Annotated in this window: 15 protein-coding genes and 1 tRNA gene; 5 read left to right on the top strand and 11 right to left on the bottom strand. The window is 53.8% G+C overall.

Annotation, left to right across the window (positions count from 1 at the left end; genetic code table 11):
- Window positions 1–19: 19 nt before the first annotated feature.
- The 9 genes from F0P93_RS07280 to F0P93_RS07240 all read right to left on the bottom strand — a co-directional run bounded on the left by F0P93_RS07280 (window position 20) and on the right by F0P93_RS07240 (window position 7740).
- Window positions 20–1231, bottom strand: coding sequence for a metallophosphoesterase family protein (locus F0P93_RS07280; RefSeq protein ID WP_150875661.1), 1212 nt, complete (start codon window positions 1229–1231; stop codon window positions 20–22).
- 96 nt (window positions 1232–1327) lie between these two features.
- Window positions 1328–2752 (bottom strand): DUF4403 family protein, encoded by a 1425-nt coding sequence (locus F0P93_RS07275; protein ID WP_150875660.1) that lies wholly within the window; start codon window positions 2750–2752, stop codon window positions 1328–1330.
- A gap of 25 nt (window positions 2753–2777) precedes the next feature.
- Window positions 2778–2951, bottom strand: a complete 174-nt coding sequence (locus tag F0P93_RS07270) for a FeoB-associated Cys-rich membrane protein (RefSeq protein WP_150875659.1) — start codon at window positions 2949–2951, stop codon at window positions 2778–2780.
- Window positions 2952–3028: 77 nt separating this feature from the next.
- Entirely contained in the window at window positions 3029–3565 is a 537-nt protein-coding gene (locus F0P93_RS07265) for a YfiT family bacillithiol transferase (RefSeq protein WP_150875658.1), read from the bottom strand.
- Between the two features lie 3 nt (window positions 3566–3568).
- Window positions 3569–4552, bottom strand: a complete 984-nt coding sequence (locus F0P93_RS07260; RefSeq protein ID WP_150875657.1) for a hypothetical protein — start codon at window positions 4550–4552, stop codon at window positions 3569–3571.
- A gap of 126 nt (window positions 4553–4678) precedes the next feature.
- On the bottom strand, window positions 4679–5527 hold the full coding sequence (locus tag F0P93_RS07255; protein ID WP_191908747.1) for an inositol monophosphatase family protein: 849 nt from the start codon (window positions 5525–5527) through the stop codon (window positions 4679–4681).
- Complete coding sequence (locus tag F0P93_RS07250; protein ID WP_150875656.1) at window positions 5514–6758, bottom strand: lipoprotein N-acyltransferase Lnb domain-containing protein; 1245 nt, start codon at window positions 6756–6758, stop codon at window positions 5514–5516. Before F0P93_RS07250 ends, F0P93_RS07255 begins: the two co-directional genes overlap by 14 nt.
- Entirely contained in the window at window positions 6727–7392 is a 666-nt protein-coding gene (gene rsmI / locus F0P93_RS07245; RefSeq protein WP_150875655.1) for a 16S rRNA (cytidine(1402)-2'-O)-methyltransferase, read from the bottom strand. Before rsmI ends, F0P93_RS07250 begins: the two co-directional genes overlap by 32 nt.
- Window positions 7393–7485: 93 nt before the next feature.
- Window positions 7486–7740: a 4a-hydroxytetrahydrobiopterin dehydratase gene (locus tag F0P93_RS07240; RefSeq protein ID WP_305063154.1), complete on the bottom strand. Its 255-nt coding sequence runs from the start codon at window positions 7738–7740 to the stop codon at window positions 7486–7488.
- A gap of 114 nt (window positions 7741–7854) precedes the next feature.
- Between F0P93_RS07240 and F0P93_RS07235 the strand changes: the two genes are divergently transcribed.
- The 5 genes from F0P93_RS07235 to F0P93_RS07215 all read left to right on the top strand — a co-directional run bounded on the left by F0P93_RS07235 (window position 7855) and on the right by F0P93_RS07215 (window position 12410).
- Window positions 7855–7939: transfer RNA gene (locus tag F0P93_RS07235), tRNA-Ser, on the top strand.
- Between the two features lie 509 nt (window positions 7940–8448).
- A complete protein-coding gene (locus F0P93_RS07230) occupies window positions 8449–9072 on the top strand; it encodes an outer membrane beta-barrel protein (protein WP_150875654.1) in 624 nt (207 codons plus the stop codon).
- Between the two features lie 109 nt (window positions 9073–9181).
- Window positions 9182–10756, top strand: coding sequence for an FG-GAP repeat domain-containing protein (locus F0P93_RS07225; protein WP_150875653.1), 1575 nt, complete (start codon window positions 9182–9184; stop codon window positions 10754–10756).
- Window positions 10757–10885: 129 nt separating this feature from the next.
- Window positions 10886–11470 (top strand): Crp/Fnr family transcriptional regulator, encoded by a 585-nt coding sequence (locus F0P93_RS07220; RefSeq protein WP_150875652.1) that lies wholly within the window; start codon window positions 10886–10888, stop codon window positions 11468–11470.
- A gap of 103 nt (window positions 11471–11573) precedes the next feature.
- Window positions 11574–12410, top strand: coding sequence for a DUF2306 domain-containing protein (locus F0P93_RS07215; protein ID WP_150875651.1), 837 nt, complete (start codon window positions 11574–11576; stop codon window positions 12408–12410).
- A gap of 134 nt (window positions 12411–12544) precedes the next feature.
- Here F0P93_RS07215 and F0P93_RS07210 read toward each other — a convergent pair whose 3' ends face one another.
- Both F0P93_RS07210 and F0P93_RS07205 read right to left on the bottom strand, forming a co-directional pair.
- Entirely contained in the window at window positions 12545–14116 is a 1572-nt protein-coding gene (locus F0P93_RS07210) for a SusD/RagB family nutrient-binding outer membrane lipoprotein (RefSeq protein ID WP_150875650.1), read from the bottom strand.
- 26 nt (window positions 14117–14142) lie between these two features.
- Window positions 14143–17334, bottom strand: a complete 3192-nt coding sequence (locus F0P93_RS07205) for a SusC/RagA family TonB-linked outer membrane protein (protein WP_150875649.1) — start codon at window positions 17332–17334, stop codon at window positions 14143–14145.
- Between the last annotated feature and the right edge of the window lie 200 nt (window positions 17335–17534).

Raw genomic sequence — 17534 nt, 5'->3', positions numbered from 1 at the left:
ATCACTCATCATTCATCCTTCAGTATTTCGTCACTTCTGGATGGATTTCGATGATTTCGGAGGATAAACCGCCGGCGGGGTCGACGGTCCAGCGTTCGGCGATGACGGTTTTGTTGGTTTGGTCGATGTAGTTGATGTCGATGGCCGGACCGTTGATGGACAGCAGGGCGAAACCGTTAAAGCCGACATCGCGACGACGGATGCGTTCCCGAACGCGCTGGTCGTAGAACAGAAGCTGGCCCAGGTGGCCCTGATCCGGCGGATCGGTTTCGACGGGCATGCCACCATGGCCGACGCAACGCCCCCAGGCTTTAATGCCGTCCGGAAAACCATATTGATTGTAAAAGGAAAGGCGGTGTTCGTGGCCCCAAAACCACAGAACCGGCCGTTCGGCGGCTCCGAAGATGGTTTTGAGTTGGCGGCCCACCACCGGATGATCGTCGCGGAACGAGGAGAAATACGGGTGGTGACTCAGGAAAATGATGCCCCGTTTGTCGTCCGGGTTGCCCAGCTTCACGGTCTCGGTCAGCCACTGAACCTGTTCGTTCCGCAGGTTGCAGTCGGGTTTGAACAGCACTTCCAGCAACGGGCGGTTGGTCGAGTTGTAGCCCGTATCGAGTCCGATGATCCGCCAGTGTTCGTTTTCCAGACAGAAAAAACCGGCTTGCTGGGTAGCAATCTGGCTGCCTTTGCGGATTTTCATGGCCGGCAGCAGGTGTTTGAAATAGGCCGTTCCGTTGGAATACATTTCGTGGTTGCCCGACAGCGCCAGACTGCCGTGTTTGCCAAAATGCCACGACGCGTCGGGGTCCGTAAAATTGGTGGCCACTTCCTGCGGGGTACCAACAAAGTAAATATCACCGAGGTGAAGGGTGTAGTCCGGGTCATGATCGCGAATCAGGTGGCCGATTAAATCCGATTCGGGCGTGTCGGTGGCCCAGTCCGACACCAGCGCCAGCGTTACGGTTTCGGAATAGGTATGCAGCGGATAAATGCCATCGTCGCCGTTGCTGGGGTAAAATTGGTAGGCGGCTTTGGGGCCAAAGCGGCTTTTGAGGTAGTGGTAGGCGAATCCAAACAGATTGGTAGCAAAAAAAGCGGCCACTTTATTGGCCGAACCACCTTCTTTCAATCGTTTTTCGTACAAAGCCACCTGCGTTTTGAGGTGGTTTTCTACATCGCTATGCCCTAAATCGACGTATTGCTCCGGATCTCTTTTTTCTGAACTCATTGGTAAAACGATTGCCTCCAACTCCCTGGCGTGTGATTCGAAAGGACGAACGGCTGGCTCGCTTTCGGGGTTGGGGTGAAATGGATACTCTACAGCTTACAAATCTACAACTTCAAGCCGCATCGCGGCATCGGCGTGGAGAAGAATGTACAAACCGTCGGGGCGGACGGCAATGGCTTTGGGAATTAACTGAAATTTCGGGATGTCGATGCGGGCTTTTCGTCCCACTTTAGCCCGCGAAAAGGCCGTTTCGATTTTGTGGGGAAGCAGGGTGAAATGTTCCTGAAGCGGTATTTTCAGGGTGGCCTGCAAGGTGTCTTTGAGCGTGTCGTGGAGGAGCCAGTCGGCAACCCGGGCCAGGGATTGCTCGGTGTGGATGTCGTAGTCGATGTTCTTCATCATCAGTTCGTTACGAATGGTGTCAAATGCCGGTCGCCCCCGGAAATAGAGGCTTCCCCGGATGGCTCCTCGGATGTCTGTCCGAACGATCAGGGCGTGTTCACCGCCGTAAATATCCGCTTTTTCGATGTCTATCAGGTGATTGATTACGTTGAGTTTTTTACCCCGAATGAAGGTGTTCAGCACCGCCGTTAGTTGCGTGTAGGGAATACGACTCAGCAAATTGATGCGCGACATCATGGGCAGCGAGGCCACTTTCTGCAAACGCGGAAGTTGAGCCGAGGGCGTGTAGACCGGGCGGGGACCAAATTTCGTATCGACGCCCAGTTTGAGCCGCATCGGAATTACAATCGTTTTCGGATTGCCGCGAATCGGCCCGACCAAAACGGCATAGGGGCGGGGAAGGAGCCAGACCTGCTGATACTGCCGGTTGATGAGCAATGGTTTCTGAATATCTTTCCAGACGGTTTGCAGTTCGCGGTCCAGCCGGAGTTCGTTAAAAACCGCGTTGTCGATGGCATTCTCGATGCCGTCTTCCCGTTTGGCGAGAATGCGGTCGGCCAGCCGGGTAACGGGGATGTCTATACCCAGCACCCGAATCCGGGGTTTGGTAATCCAGTGATACGTTTCCAACTCGACACGGGTTTGCACGCGCCAGTTGTCCTGTACCGTCAGCGGGCTGCGAAACCGCACGTCGATGGCGCTATACACCCAGTTGCTGGTGTCTTTTGAGTTGGTCAGCAAATTCATGGGGTTGCTGAGCCAGATTTTCAGGGAGGCACTGAACGTCAGCCGGGTGCCGTCAAAAGCCAGCTTGATGGGCCCGTTTCGTTCGATGCGCAGGTTTAAAGACCGGGATTTGCCGCTCTTGATCTCGGCCTTTTCGACCAGCACCACGCCGAGCGCCTTGTTGATTTTTTCTTCGAGTTCAGAAATTTCAAACAGAATCGGAGCCGTCACGTAGGAACTGTCGGCCGTCAGAGAATCATCGAAATTGCGGGCAGCGGGGGGCTCGGGGTTGACTTTTTTGCAGGAAAAGATACCCGCCATCAACAAAGCGAGGATTACGGTTATGGGAATATAAGAAGGGAATCGGCTTCCCCCGCTTTCGTCACTCGTCATGTTGGGTCGGAATACGTACTACCACTTAGTTAACTGGTAACCGCCCTGATTTGTTAACTGACGTGACTTTTGCGTCGGCACTGCACCCGCATCCCTTGCCACAGCCGGCCTCTTTCCGGAACAGACTCTTCCACGCCCGACGACCGAGGTAGGCCACCGCACTCAGAAAAATCAGACCGATGAGGAGATGTTCAAACACTTTGAGTTAAGAGTTAAGAATTAAAAGTTAAAAATAGGCGGTGTCGCAACTTTAAACTTTTAATTCTTAACTCTTAACTAAACCCAATGGTTCCGGAGGGCAAGCTGGTAGGCGTGTTGGTAGTGGTGTTCGCCGTGCCAGGCATAGTTGGCAAGGGCTTCGGCGAGCGAAAACTGCTTTTTGCTTTCGGGATGGAAATACAGCCGCTGGAGCTGTGCTTCAGTCAGGGCGTTCAAAACCGCTACCCAACGCTGGTGTAAGTTGCTCAGAATGACCAGCGACGGCGCGATGGAAAGCCGGTAGTCGGGGAGGGTCGCCCACGCGTTTTCGTCGTACGGTTTAATGGTCGGAATGGCCTCGGTCAACGCCAGTTTGGTGCGGACGTAGGCATTCATGTGGCTGTCGGCGACGTGGTGAACCACCTGCCGGACGGTCCAGCCACCGGGGCGGTAGGGCGTGTCGAGCCGGCTGTCGCCCCAGCGGCCCACCAGTTCGGTGAGGTTGTGGGGAAAAACCGCAATGGCGGCAATGTGCTCCTGCGATTGATCGAACGAATAAGAATGGCCGAACGTAAACGGGCCAATGGGATAGCGGAGATCGTTGGTGTCGGACATACGTCAGCGTTTTAAAATCCGTTTCAAACCTTTTTTGAGTTGGCGAACCGGCTGCAAAACCGGGTCAAACCGGTGTTTTACTTCCTCCATCAGCTGATGCAGCTTCAGATCGGTACCCTGGTAATACTGGTGAATGCAGCGTTTGCTCAATCCCTGAAAATGGAGGGAATTAAAGATACAGGTTTCTTTCAAAATCCGGTTGTAGCCGACAAACTCTTGGTGTTCCCACCGGACTTTTTTAAGCGAACGCTCGTCCATCTCGAACTCGTTGTCTACCTGGTTGTGCGGAATGCTGACATTAACGTCGAACACCTCCCGCAGCGGCTGGTTCGGCCCCGCCGACGGCTGCAACAGATTGACCACCTGACCCGGATGGTCGGTTTCGTAGAGGTACAGCAAAGCCATATCGGACACGCCACCCGCCAGCCCGTTTTGCTGGTGATACTGCCATTTCTCTTCCAGACGGGCCTGATTGGCCGTGGTCTGGTAGGTTTTCAGAAGATAGGCGCAAAAATCGGCAATGCCTTTGCGGGTCCAGAAGGAGGAGTGGGCCGAGGCTACCCAGCTATACGAACCGATGGACTGGTGGTCGGTCAGGCAATAAGCCGACTGTTGACCCGGTTTTCGGGATGTCCAGGCGGCATAGTGATCCAGGTTTTTATAGAGCATCACATCGGAATCCGCCACGAAAACCTCGTCCAGCTTTCGCTCCTCCATAAACGCCAGCACGTAGAACCAGCGGACAAAACAGAGCCGTTCATACCATTCGGGATTGTAGGACCGGTGAACGTAGCGTTTGGTAAACCAATCGGATTTTTCCGGATTCAGCGATGCAATCGGCACGTGCGTGACAAATGGAAAGCGGTTTTTGTTGTCCTCATCACCCAGTAAATACACCGCCGACGCCGGATTCGCCAGCCGACACTGCCGCAGGCTATACTCCAGATAGGACTGGTAACCGGAATGAACGAAGATGATGGGAATCATGTGGAGTCAACCTAAAGATGTTTACGGTTTACCGTATTCTGTTTACGGTGGCTGACGCATGCTTAATTATACCCAACGTTTAATGCGGTAGCCACCGTAAACTGTAAACCGAATACCGTTTCCTGATTAAAGAATCGGCAGCGCTCCTTCGTTGTTCCAGTATTCCTCGATGACGGCCAGCAATTCGGGCTGCATGGCGCAACCGGCGAGCACGTCGCCCCGGAACAGAAACTCGTCGCCCCCGTTGAAGTCGGTAACGATGCCACCCGCTTCGCGCACCAGCAACACGCCCGCGGCCATGTCCCACGAATTGAGGTTGAATTCGTAATAGGCTTCAAACCGCCCGCAGGCGACGTAGGCCAGGTCGATGGCAGCCGAGCCCATTCGGCGCAGGCCGTGGGTGCGCTTCATGAGCGATGCCAGAATGGCCAGATACCGCTCGATGCGGTCCATGCTGGAATATGGAAAACCGGTGGCAATCATGCTTTCATGCAGTCGGGTTGCGGGCGACACGGCGATGCGCTCATCGACCGCGCCGTTGCGCAGACACCAGGCTCCTCCGCCCGTGAAGGCGTGGTAACACTCGTCGCGGTTGATGTCGTAAACCACCCCCGCAATCGGTGTTTTGCCATCGGCCAGCCCGATGCTGACCGAAAAAACCGGCAGATTGTGGATAAAATTCGCTGTGCCGTCGAGCGGATCGATGATCCAGTTCAGCCCGGTGCGGTCGGCGTTCTGTCCGGTAGTTCCTTCTTCCGTGATAAAACCGGCTTCGGGCAACAGTGTGTGCAGGGCTTCGACAATCTGTTTCTCGGCTTCTTTGTCAACGTACGAAACCAGATTGTTAACGTCTTTGTATTCAATGTGTTCACTGGAAAACGAAAGCCTTTCCTGCCGGATGAATGCCCCGGCCTGCCGGGCAATTTCAGTGATCTGCTGGGTTAAACCCGCCAATTGGATATCAGGACCTGGCATAAGTGGACGGTGCGGTTTGGGTGGATGCCGTGCGGAATTGGTAAAACGCGCGAAACAACAAGGTTAGTAAAAAGAACGTAAACCCGTAGAGGTAATCCTGAAAAAACGCATACAAAAAGAACAGAATCAGGCATACCATCGTCAACAGGAAATAGGTTCGGATTGTTTGTGGATTGCCCCGGCGCGTCACCCAGAAAATCAGCGGCACATGGAGCGGCATTATGAACAGCAACGCGGGGTTCCAGGTCGTGACGCCGTGGTCGGTGCCGAACCACAGAAAAACCAGAAACCAGCCCCAGAAACCGGTGAAGCCAAACAACAGCCGGTCGAGCCAGAAACCGGCTTTTTTGGCCCGTTGCTGACGGCGCGTAACCAGAAAAACCACCACCAGCAGCACCGCAAAGAAGAAATCCGGCGAAAGCAGGTACGTCAGAAAGGCGTTGGTTTCTTCCGCCGTGACGGCCCGGAACAGCATCAGGCTGTTGGCCACCAGTGGCGTTTCCTGTCCGTTGGTGGTGATCAGCCGGGCGTGGTCGACCTCCGTATACACATTGTCGGGCAAATACATGGCCTGCCAGGGCGTAGCCTTGATGTCGGCCGGATACCCGATGCCGAGGTTCATGCCCATCCGCGCCCAGGCCTGGTTGGCAATGTATTCGTTCATCCAGTCGCGGTACGACTTGGTGGAATCGACCACGTTGGCAAACCGCAGGCTGTCGCCACAGGCTTTGACGAGCATGTCGCGCGGGCGGGTGGCGCAATTGTCGTAATAAAACCGGTAGCTGTATTCGCGGTTTTCGGGCAGGGCGTTGGTTTCCAGGAGCTGAAAAAGCCGCTGTTTCTGGGCGTCCGACAGGTTCAGGATTTGCTCCTTGAGCGTGCGGTTTTCCAACTGCGACCCGTAAATCATGTTCGGCATGGGATACACCGACACGTAGTAGGGCAGGGTGCCTTTCAGGAATTTGACGTAAAAATTGTCAGCGTAGGACGCAAAGGTGCCGTAGTTATAGACCCGGTCGACGCCGTACATGGGGTCGCTGATCCACAGGGCGGTATGGCCAAACGACGAATACAATTCGGACCCTGGCGCCACCGTGATCAGGCTGACTTTGGCCTGGGGGGAAAGGGTCTGGGCGGATGAATAATGAATACTGAATAACGAATATAGAATAACGAAAACAGCTTTCAGGAGTCGGTGGCTATTTTCCCTGGACAACAATGACAAGTTCACCTTTTATCGTTTTTTCGGCAAAGTACGTAATTATTTCCTGTAACGAACCGCGAACGGTTTCTTCAAACAGTTTTGTCAGCTCGCGCGATACGCTGGCTTGTCGGTCGGGGCCGAAAACCTCGGCAAACTGGGTCAGCGATTTGACCAGCCGGTGGGGCGATTCGTAGAAAACCATCGTTCGGGTTTCTTCGGCCAACTCTCCGAGCCGGGTCTGGCGGCCTTTTTTGTGGGGCAGAAATCCCTCGAACGTAAACCGGTCGGCGGGCAACCCTGAGTTGACCAGCGCCGGGACAAAGGCCGTGGGGCCAGGCAGGCACTCGACCGGAATCTCGTGTTTGATGCACTCGCGCACGAGCAGAAAACCGGGGTCCGAGATGGCGGGCGTTCCGGCGTCCGACACCAGCGCCAGGGTTTTGCCCGCTTTGAGTTGGGCAATGACGCGCTGCACGGTCTGGTGTTCATTAAAAATATGGTAGCTGTGGAGCGGTTTGCTGATCTGGAGGTGTTTCAGCAGAAAACCCGAGGTGCGCGTGTCTTCCGCCAGAATGGCATCCACCGACTTCAGCACATTCACCGCCCGCAGCGTAATGTCATCCAGATTACCAATGGGGGTGGGGACGAGGTAGAGTTTCATTTTATTGAGTGAATGAGTGATTGAGCGATTGAGCGAAAAGAGTCAGACTAGGCGCGATGACGCAGTCCTTCACTCAATCACTCATTTGCTCAATCACTCAATAAGTTTATCGATTGCTTCCGCCAGTTTGCGGTCTTTCTCCGTAACGGTGTTGCCCGCGTCATGGGTGCTAAGTTGGAACGAGACCTGGTTGTAGGTGTTGGTCCACGTGGGGTGGTGGTCCATTTTTTCGGCGATGAGGGCCACGCGGGTCATAAACGCGAAGGCTTCGCTAAAATCCCGGAACGTGAAGGTTCGGGTAAGTTGGTTGTTTTCTTCCTGCCACATAGCCGTCGACCGGGTGTTCACCCGGATGGTTTGGAAGGCAAGTTAGGGGATCGGAAGGAAAAAATACGGATTTTGGCGGAGGGTATTGGGAAAATAAAAAAACCGTCTTACTTTTGCACCCACAATAAGTGACCCAGAGGGATGGCGGAGTGGTCGATCGCGGCAGTCTTGAAAACTGTTGACTGTAACAGGTCCGGGGGTTCGAATCCCTCTCCCTCTGCAAAAAGCCTCAAAACACGCTGTTTTGGGGCTTTTTCCTTTGCTTGCGTTTATACCATTCCCATTCATCGGCACTCATACCGTCGCCGTTCTGCTCCTGATGCCGGAGTTTTTTTAATACGTTCATCTGGGTTCGTTTTTCATGGTTTTCGCTCGACCTCAACCCCGCTAACGATTCTGGCGAATGTCTTAGAAGTTATTTGAATTAAGGTATGGCCGGAGGCCTGTCCTGTCACTAGTCCACAGCCGATAGCAACTCGTGGTAGCTCCGGAGGAGCGGTCTAAAAACATCTTCAGGCCGCTCCTCCGGAGCTACCACGAGTTGCTATCGGCTATTGGCTAGTGACAGATCGCCCTTCCAGGGCTCTCCCCGGTTAACTTAAACAACTTGTTAAGCTTGGCTAACAAAATCTTATTCTACATTATTTACAAATCACTGGATCGTATTATAATTATTTCATAAGATTTTGTACTATTGGAATCTTAATATACTTTCCCAAACCAATCGATATGAAAACGACCGGTTTTACGGGGTTGCTGCTGATGACACTCGTTTCAGTGGCTTTGGCACAAACTGAAAAAGGACGCTGGCAGGTGGGCGCTCAGGTGGGCAATCTGACGTACCAACGTTACAAAGTGTCTAAGGGCCATATGCTGACGGTGAACCTGACGCCTTCAGTGGGCTATTTTGTCGCTAAAAACCTGCTGGCTGGCGTTTCTATACCCTTTTCAAATACCAGCAATAGCTTTCAGCCTGGCCCTTCGGATTACAACAATCGATCCATCGGCATCGGACCCTTCATCCGCTATTACGTGGGAAACTCGAGCATTAAACCCTTTGCCGCGATTGGCTTTACCTACAACTCCACCGCCACCCACCACGGAAATGTTTTAAATCTGAATAATGTAAATCTGAAAGGGAGTTCTACCAACCTGGTTCCGGCGGTTGGTGCAGCCTGGTTTATCAACCGCAACGTGCTTTTATCCGCCGGATTCGGGTATTCGTTTTACCGTTCCGATAACGAAGGTTTTATGCAAACGTTCAATCCTAACACCATTACGATTGTTCCGATTAAGGAAAAATACCAGAAACTATCGTTCGATGTCGGTTTTGCCTTGCTGTTTGGAAAGTAAACCTGAACGATGGGATGGGAGAAGGAAGGGGGCGTTAGATGGGTAGGCAAAAGGACAAAAGATTGCGCGCGGATGTGCCGCCAATCGCCCGAATTCGGTTTCTTTGTGTATGAGACGACGGCTACCCTTTTGTATTCTATTCTACCTCTTCCTTTCCTGTACGGCGAAAAAGCAGAATGACCAACAAGCGTTGAGCGACATCCCGGTTTCGGGCCTCTCCGGCAAAGAACTGGCGATGGCGCATTGCAGCGGGTGCCATACCTACGTGAGCCCCGACTTGCTGTCGAAAACAAACTGGCGGGATGTGCTGCCCGCCATGGGGCATCGGATGGGCATCTACAGCGGGGGCGTCCGGCCCGACAGTCTGTTTGAACCCGGCCTCAGCGGCACCCTTGTGCGGAATGCCCGGATCTATCCGGAAAAACCGGTTCTGGCGCTGGAGGACTGGCGCAAAATCGAAGCCTATTACCTCGAAAATGCCCCGGACACGATCCAGCCGCCCATCCGCAACAGCAGAATCCGGATGGGACTCCGGCATTTTAAGCTCCGGGAACCGTCCCTGGCGCATCGCCCCGCCCTGACGACGCTGGTCAAGATTTTACCCGACAAGCGCGGCATTGTCTTTAACGATGGCAAAGGAACCCGCAATACGTTGACCTTTCTCACCGCCGACCTGAACGAGAAGTTTAGCCTGGGGCTGGGTGCCACGCCGATTCAGTTTGATGAAAAAGGCAACGATCTGTATATCACGACGGTGGGGAAGGGCATTTTCCCGAACGATGCGCCCGACGGTGCCCTGCTGCGCTGGGTGAAAAATGGCACCGAACCGGGCTATAAACTGGGCAACATCGCCCTTTCCGGTTTGCGCCGACCCGTTTGCATGGCCTACGGCGATTTGAACAAAGACGGTTTTGAAGACGTCGTGGCTTGTGAATTTGGCAACCAGACCGGGCAGTTAGCCTGGTATGTCAGCAATGGGCGCGGGGGCTACGACCGGCGGGTTTTGCGGAACAGACCCGGTGCCATCACAGCCATCATCCGGGATGCCAACCACGACGGGTTGCCGGACATTTATGTGCTCATGGCGCAGGGCGATGAGGGTGTTTTTCTGTATGAAAACCAGGGATCGGGCACGTTCAGGGAGAAGCGGTTACTGACTTTTTTGCCCCTCAACGGGTCGCAGCACATGGAACTGGTCGATTTCAACCAGGACGGTTTTGATGACATCGTGTATGTGAGTGGCGACAATGCCGATAAAACGCCGATCCTGAAGAAGTACCACGGAATTTATATCTTTCTGAATGATGGAAAATCCAACTTCAAACAGGCGTATTTCTACCAGCTGAATGGCGCGTACAAGGCGCTGATCCGGGATTTTGACCGGGACGGTGACCTGGATATGGCCGCCATTTCGTTTTTCCCGGATTATGCCCGCTATCCGGAAGAGAGCTTTGTCTATCTGGAAAACAAGGGCAAGTTAAAGTTTGACGATTACTCGTTTCCCGAAGCCCCGAAAGGACGCTGGGTGGTAATGGATGCCGGCGACATGGATGCCGATGGTGACATCGATCTGGTGCTGGGTTCGTTCGTGTATTTTATCCCACAGGGCGACACCACCGGGCTGGGTAAAAAATGGCTGACCACCGGGCCTTCGGTTGTGGTGCTGGAAAATACGATTCGGTAGGTTGCCCCCAGCCCCCTAAAGAGGGCTAAAATATCCGGATTTCAAAGCTCCCTTTAGGGGGTTGGGGGCAAAACGCAAATCCTTTAGTTGCTTAAAACCGGTACATTGCTCACCTTACTCACTTTCACGATGGAACATTACTACCAGCGGTTTTTCAGTTATGTCGGGGAGATTTTGAGTTTACCCGACGAAGACAAGGCGTCCATTCGCCGAATGTTCCAGCCGGTTTTTGTACCGAGAGACACGATCATCGAACCGGCCGGCCAAGTGCCCCAATACCATAATTTTATCGTTTCGGGGTACATGCGCAACTTTTACGTAGACCGGGACGCCAACGAAATCACGACTGACCTCAACGAGGGCTCCCGGTTTTTTACGTCGTATTTCCATTTTATGAACCGCACGGTTTCCAACGAAAACCTGCACTGCATTACCGATTGCGAACTGCTTCGCATCAGTCGGGATGATGTGGACGTCGGGGCGGAGCGCAGCCGTACGCAGAAAGATTACACGATTCAGATCCTGCAAAAACACCTCGAAGAAGAAAAGAGCCGGATCAACGACATGACCAGCCTGACGGCCGAAGACCGGTATCGGAAATTTCTCCGGCAGAAACCCACCATCATCCAGCACGTGCCGTTGCGGTATGTGGCGTCGTATCTGGGGATTACGCAGCGGCACCTGAGCCGACTCCGGAGCGGTTTGGCTTCCTGACATTCATACCCCAATTAAACCGCTCATCCGAAGAGGACATTTGTCTACCCGGCGAAAAACCGGGTCGTCTTAGGTTTAGGGAAAACTGAACAGCTTTTCCTCTATGACGACACCAACTACCATCTCTTCATCCGGAGAAGCAACCGCTTCGACGGCAACCCGAATGCTGACTTTCGCGGCCACCGCCTGTCTGGTCGTGGCAACAGTGGGGCAGTGGCTTTTCGGGATCTATATCCTTCTGTTTTACGGAAAAACCACTCTGACGGGCGATTTTGCGCGGTGGAACCGGGTTTTGCCACACGGTTATGTCGAAGGCGACTGGAAAGGCAATCTCATCGTTGGCAGTCATGTTCTGCTGGCCGCTGTTCTGGTGATTGGCGGACCGCTTCAACTTATGTCGCCGATTCGTCAGAACTTCCTCCGGTTTCATCGCTGGCTCGGGCGGACCTACGTCACGACGGCCATCCTGGTCAGTTTGGCGGGGCTAATTATGGTCTGGACGCGCGGTACCATCGGCGATTTAACCCAGAAAATCAGCATCAGCCTCCAGGCGATTTACATCATTTCGTTTGCCTTACTCGCCATTCGAGCCGCCAGAGCCCGCCGGTTCGACCAGCACCGGGCCTGGGCGCTGCGGCTGTTCATGGTGACCAATGGCGTCTGGTTTTTCCGGGTGGGGCTGATGGGCTGGTTGCTGATCAACGGCGGCCCGGTCGGTTTTGATCCCAAAACGTTCACCGGCCCTTTTCTCACGGCGCTGGCCGTTTTTACCTATGCCCTTCCGGTTTCATTGCTGGTACTGGAGATGTATTTTCATGCGCAGAAAAAACCGGATAATACCTTCCGTTTCATCACCGCAGCCTTTATTTTTCTGTGTACCGTTATCATGGCCATCGGGATTTTTGGGGCCACGGTGGGGATGTGGCTGCCCCGAATTTGAAGGAAATGTAGACCCTCTGATCCGTGTGATGTGCTTGCAAATTGCCCCCCAGCCCCCTAAAGGGGGAGTTTTCTCGCGCTCCAAGCTCCCCCTTTAGGGGGCTGGGGGGCAAAAGCGGCTTAATTGGAATTCAACTATTGCTTATCCCACCACACCCGGGTTTTGTAAGTATCCGCTCCCTGACGGGCCACGGCGGCATTGTAGTTGGCGGCATTCAAAACCGGTTCGTCGTCCGGGTAGCGCAGTCGACGGGGGTAGGTGCCACCGGTTTCATTGTCGGGGTAGTTGACCGGGGTTAGTTTCGGATAGCCGGAACGCCGGACATTGGCATACGACTCGTAGCCGTTCAGAAAGGTTGCCACCCAATATTCGGAGTTGATCTGCTCGAACGCTTTTTCCTTGTCGGCAACGCCCACAAACGGATTGGCGGTTAAGTAGGCCGTTATATCGGCATCCGGGATCGTGGCCGACCCGTCGTATTGCTGGAGCATTTTCATCGCGCCCGTCACCCCGTTCCGGTAGAACTGGGCGGCATCGCCGGGAATCCAGCCCCGGACGGCGGCTTCCGCCAGCAGCAACTGAACTTCGCCATACGTCAGCAGCATCCGCGGACCGTCGAGCTTGGCAAATACGTCCCGATTGACGCCCGAAAACTGGTGTTCCTGGCCCGGAGCCGTCGGGTTGTAACTGGGATCTTTGGGCAGCGTAATCCGGTCCAGACCGTTGGGCATGCCTTTCTGAACCGCCGGATCGGTGTTTTTGGTCGCCACATTGGTCGGATCGGTGTAGACCGCCACCGTGTATTTCAGCCGGGGATCGTTGTGGCTTTTCATGTAGTCGAAAAACGTCTTGGCAATTTTACCCGGACTTCGGCCCGACACGCTCAAGGTCCAGCTCTGACCGTTGGTCAGCACTTCCTGCGTCCCGGCCTTGTCGGTTCCCTTGATAAACAGGTTGTCGTCGATGGCCGTAAAAACGCCCCCCGCAAACGCTTTTTTGACCCAGGATTCGGCAGCCGCCGGGTCTACTTTGGACATCCGCATGCCGAGACGAAGCATCATGGAATAGCCAAACCGTTTCCATTTGGCAATGTTCCCCGCGTAGACGATGTCGGATGAGGTGTAGAGCGTCTTGCTGGCGTCGAGTTTGGCAGTGGCGTCTTCCAGTTCGCTCAGCATGTGGGCATAAATGTCCTTCTGCGCGTCGTATTTGGGTTTGTAAATCTGCTGGTAATAGCCCTGATTGGCTTCAAAATACGGCAGATCGCCGTACATATCCGTCAGCCGGTGGTAAATCACCGTTTTCCAGATGCGGGCCATGTGGTAGAGGTTGTGGTATTGCGGTTTGTCCTTCGACAACGTAATCACGTCCTCAATCAGTTTGGACGAACCGGCAATGGCGTTGTACGTCCCTTTCCACATGGCTTCGTTATTGCCCTTGTGGTACACGTACTTATCACCCTGAAAATCAAAAATCCCTACGTTGCTCAGCGTCGCCATGTGCTGAACAAACGGTTCGGCATAATTCAGGCTGGTGGTTTCATCGCCCTTGGCGGTATTGTACTGCCCGGTCGTAAACAGATACGCGGGGTTGAACCGGTCGGCAGTAACGGCGTTGGGGTCTTTGTTCAGGTCTTCAAACCCATTGTCACAGGCCGAAAGGAAAAACAGGCAGCCGGTGAAAACTATATAAATGCTCTTTTTCATGTCAATTTAGGATAACCGGTATGAAACTAGAATTTCAAATTCACATTGAACCCGTAGCTCCGGGTTGGCGGCAAAGGCGTGGATTCGATCCCCTGATCGTTCCCGGCGGATAGATTGGTTTCAGGGTCCAGACCGGGGGTGTGTTTCATCAGGATGCTCAGGTTCCGGCCCACCAGCGAGACACTGGCACCCTTGACAAACCCGATTTTTTCGTAGAGGGACTTCGGCAAGGCGTAGGTGAGCGATACATACCGCAGCTTGATAAAACTGGCGTCGTAGATGTAGTCGTCCAGTGCATCCCGTCGCCGAACGATGATGGCCCGATTGTTGACCCGATCCGCCGTCACCAGAACCTTGTTCTCTTCACCACTTTCGGTCACGCCCGGCAGCACGGCACCCGCTGCCCGTCCCAGCAGCGAGTGCGGTGACATACCCCGGTGGTCGAGGCTGTAGTTGGTTTCCGAGTAAATCTTGCCGCCAAATTTGCCATCCACCTGCGCCGACAGCGTGAAGTTTTTGTACGCAAAATTGTTGATGATCCCGGTCGTGTATTTGTTGATCCCGGATCCGAAGGAAACCACATTGGTGGGAACGATCGGCAGTCCGGTGGCATCGATCACATCCCGACCCTGGGCATCCCGTTTGATCGTTCGACCGACAATCTGCGAATATTCCTCGCCCTCGACGTGTTTGATGAACGCTTTCGTGGATGTTGCCAGAATGAGTTCTTTGGACGTGTTCGAGATCTTCAGCACCTTGCTTTTATTATACGCCAGGTTGAATGACACGTCCCACCGGAAGTTGCTGGTCGTGACCGGTTTGGCTGTAACCAGCAATTCAACCCCCCGGTTGCGGATTTCGCCGACGTTGACCGACACCCCCGAATACCCGGTGGTGGAGGAAATACTTTCGACGGCGATGTCGTTGGTGGTCAGCTTGTTGTAAACGGCCAGGTCGAAGCCGAGCTTGTTGTTAAATAACCGCAAATCCAGGCCCACTTCAAACTCGTTGACACTCAGCGGCCGCAGGCTGCTGTTGGGTACGGTAAACTGATTGATGGTTCCGAGCGAGCGACCGTCGTAGTTGTAGGGCAGCAGACCATACGTCAAGTTGAGCAGATAGGGGTCGGTATCACCGCCCACGGCCGCATAGGCAACCCGGAGCTTGCCGAAGCTAATAGCTCTTGGCATGTCAAACGCCTGCGAAAACACGAAACTCACCCCCGCCGACGGGTAAAAGAAGTTGTTCGACTTGGGGTTCAGGGTCGAAAACCAGTCATTGCGGCCCGTGAGGTTGAGATACAGGTAGTTGCGGTAGCTGAGTTCCGCCGTGGCAAAAACCGAGTTGATCTTTTTGTCGTACGTGGCCGTGGTGGTGTTGCGGTTGGCGGTATTGTTGATCACGTGCAACTGGGGAACCACAAAACCGGAACCGACAATCGTCGTTGTATACCGGTGCTGCGCCATCAGGTTGCCGCCCAGATTCACCGACAGGTCGAAATCCTTGTTCAGGCTCCGGTTCAAACCGATCAGCCCTTCAAAGTTTCGCTCCCAGAACGTCTGCTGCGACTGATCGATCTGACCACCCGGCCGGTAGCCCGTTCCTTCGGGAACAATTTTGTTGGTCATAAAACCGTAGTAATCCTGTCCGACTTTTCCCTGAATAAAAAGCCAGTCGAAGAGGTTGTATCGCAGATTCACGGTCGAAATAAACCGGTCTTTGTTGGTCTGGTTTTTAATCCGGTTGAGGGTGTAATACGGGTTGGTCGCGTTCAAATCCGTCCCCAGAACCTTTTCCTTGTAATTCTCATCGTAGCCCGGCGAGAGGGCGCTGGTCGGCATGTTGCTGTTGACATACAGGATCGTTCCGGCACTGTTCCCCGAGTTGCCCGTAAACACGTAGCGGTTGTCGACGCGCTCGTTGATGTAATCGACATTGGCCGCCAGGTTCAGATTTTTGGAAATGTTCTGGTTGAGTCCCAGGCTAATGTTGTTCCGTCGCATGCTGGCATTGGGAATGATACCTTTGTTCCGCATATCGGTGATTCCCAGCCGGAAACTGCCTTTGTCGCCACCGCCCGAAAATGAAATGTTGTTGGTGTTGGTGTGCCCTACGCCGTAAAAGTCCTCCAACACCTGGTCTTTCACGTACGAATAGGGCCGCTTCACGCCATCCAGTTGAATCGTTTCGGAGCCGTCATACAACGCCCCCCAGTGGTTTTGCCCGTGGTTGGCGGCATCCTGCTGGCTGGCCGGTTTTACACCGCCGTAGCCCTGGCCGTACTCTTTTTGTAACTCCCAGAGAAAAAAGGGCACCTCAAAGGTATTGTTGGTATTGAATTCAACGCCCAGCCCTTTGTTGCCCTTGCCCGACTTGGTGGTGATCACAATGGCGCCGTTCTTGGCCCTGGAACCGTACAAAGCCGCAGCCGTAGCGCCTTTCAAAACCGTGATGTCCTCGACGTCGTCGGGGTTGATGCTGGAAATGTTGTCGCCAAAGTCCGGGTTGTCATTTTTCGGTCCTCCGAACTGGGTGTTGTCCATCGGCAGCCCGTTGATGATGTACAAGGGCTGGTTGTTGCCCGAAATCGAGGTATTTCCGCGAATGGTCACACGGCTGGAACCGGCTGGCCCCGTTGCTGCCGGACTGATGTTGACCCCCGCCACCTTGCCGTTCAGCGAATTGGCAAAGTTGGTTTCGCGGGTTTTGGTAAAACTCTCGCCGTCTACCTTCGTAACCGAGTAGCCGAGGGATTTCGTCTCCTTGCGAATCCCGAGGGCGGTCACTACCACTTCGTCCAGTGCCTTGCTTTCGGCCAGTAATCTGATTTCCAAGGTTGTGCGGTTCGCGAGGGGGACTTCCTGCGCGGTATATCCGACGAACGAAAATACAAGCACCGAATTCATCGAAGGCACCTCGATCGAAAAGTTGCCGCCCGCGTCGGTGGTGGTTCCTTTTTGGGTGCCTTTCAGTAAAATGCTGACGCCGGGCAGTGCATCGCCCTTTTCGTCGGTGACCTTTCCTTTAATGAGTTCAACCGGTTTGGGCAGTGACCGGGTCCGCTCGATCATTGCGGTTTTTCGTTCCGGTGTTGCCGGCCGCAAAACCGGCGCCGAATGGGCCGTGGTCGCCACAATGGCCATAGCGGTGAGCAGGGTACACCGCTTGCTGAACCATGCGAAGGGTGTACCAGTGTCTGGTAAAACTAATCCTTTCATGCAATAAATTGGGTTTGGAATAATCAGGAATCGTTACAGGGACGTCATAGAGATGGGATGCGGCTGTTTAACCATTACATATACGCTGGCAGTGCAATAGTGTACTACGATTATTTCTATTTTTAAAAAATAAATTACAAAATGGCTATGCAAGGACTTTTTTAAGGGATACTTACTCTCAAAATCCGTCTATTTCCGGC

Source organism: Larkinella humicola, assembly GCF_008727875.1.
Lineage (GTDB): Bacteria > Bacteroidota > Bacteroidia > Cytophagales > Spirosomataceae > Larkinella > Larkinella humicola.
This window is presented reverse-complemented; position numbering and strand designations above follow the sequence as displayed.

Bases quoted from the DNA above. Each gene is read 5' to 3' on its own strand.
- F0P93_RS07205 (WP_150875649.1), bottom strand. From the start codon at position 17,334: ATGAAAGGATTAGTTTTACCAGACACTGGTACACCCTTCGCATGGTTC.
- rsmI (WP_150875655.1), bottom strand. From the start codon at position 7,392: ATGAAACTCTACCTCGTCCCCACCCCCATTGGTAATCTGGATGACATT.
- F0P93_RS07225 (WP_150875653.1), top strand. From the start codon at position 9,182: ATGAGACGACGGCTACCCTTTTGTATTCTATTCTACCTCTTCCTTTCC.
- F0P93_RS07260 (WP_150875657.1), bottom strand. From the start codon at position 4,552: ATGATTCCCATCATCTTCGTTCATTCCGGTTACCAGTCCTATCTGGAG.
- F0P93_RS07275 (WP_150875660.1), bottom strand. From the start codon at position 2,752: ATGACGAGTGACGAAAGCGGGGGAAGCCGATTCCCTTCTTATATTCCC.
- F0P93_RS07220 (WP_150875652.1), top strand. From the start codon at position 10,886: ATGGAACATTACTACCAGCGGTTTTTCAGTTATGTCGGGGAGATTTTG.
- F0P93_RS07210 (WP_150875650.1), bottom strand. From the start codon at position 14,116: ATGAAAAAGAGCATTTATATAGTTTTCACCGGCTGCCTGTTTTTCCTT.
- F0P93_RS07280 (WP_150875661.1), bottom strand. From the start codon at position 1,231: ATGAGTTCAGAAAAAAGAGATCCGGAGCAATACGTCGATTTAGGGCAT.
- F0P93_RS07265 (WP_150875658.1), bottom strand. From the start codon at position 3,565: ATGTCCGACACCAACGATCTCCGCTATCCCATTGGCCCGTTTACGTTC.
- F0P93_RS07215 (WP_150875651.1), top strand. From the start codon at position 11,574: ATGACGACACCAACTACCATCTCTTCATCCGGAGAAGCAACCGCTTCG.
- F0P93_RS07255 (WP_191908747.1), bottom strand. From the start codon at position 5,527: ATGCCAGGTCCTGATATCCAATTGGCGGGTTTAACCCAGCAGATCACT.
- F0P93_RS07230 (WP_150875654.1), top strand. From the start codon at position 8,449: ATGAAAACGACCGGTTTTACGGGGTTGCTGCTGATGACACTCGTTTCA.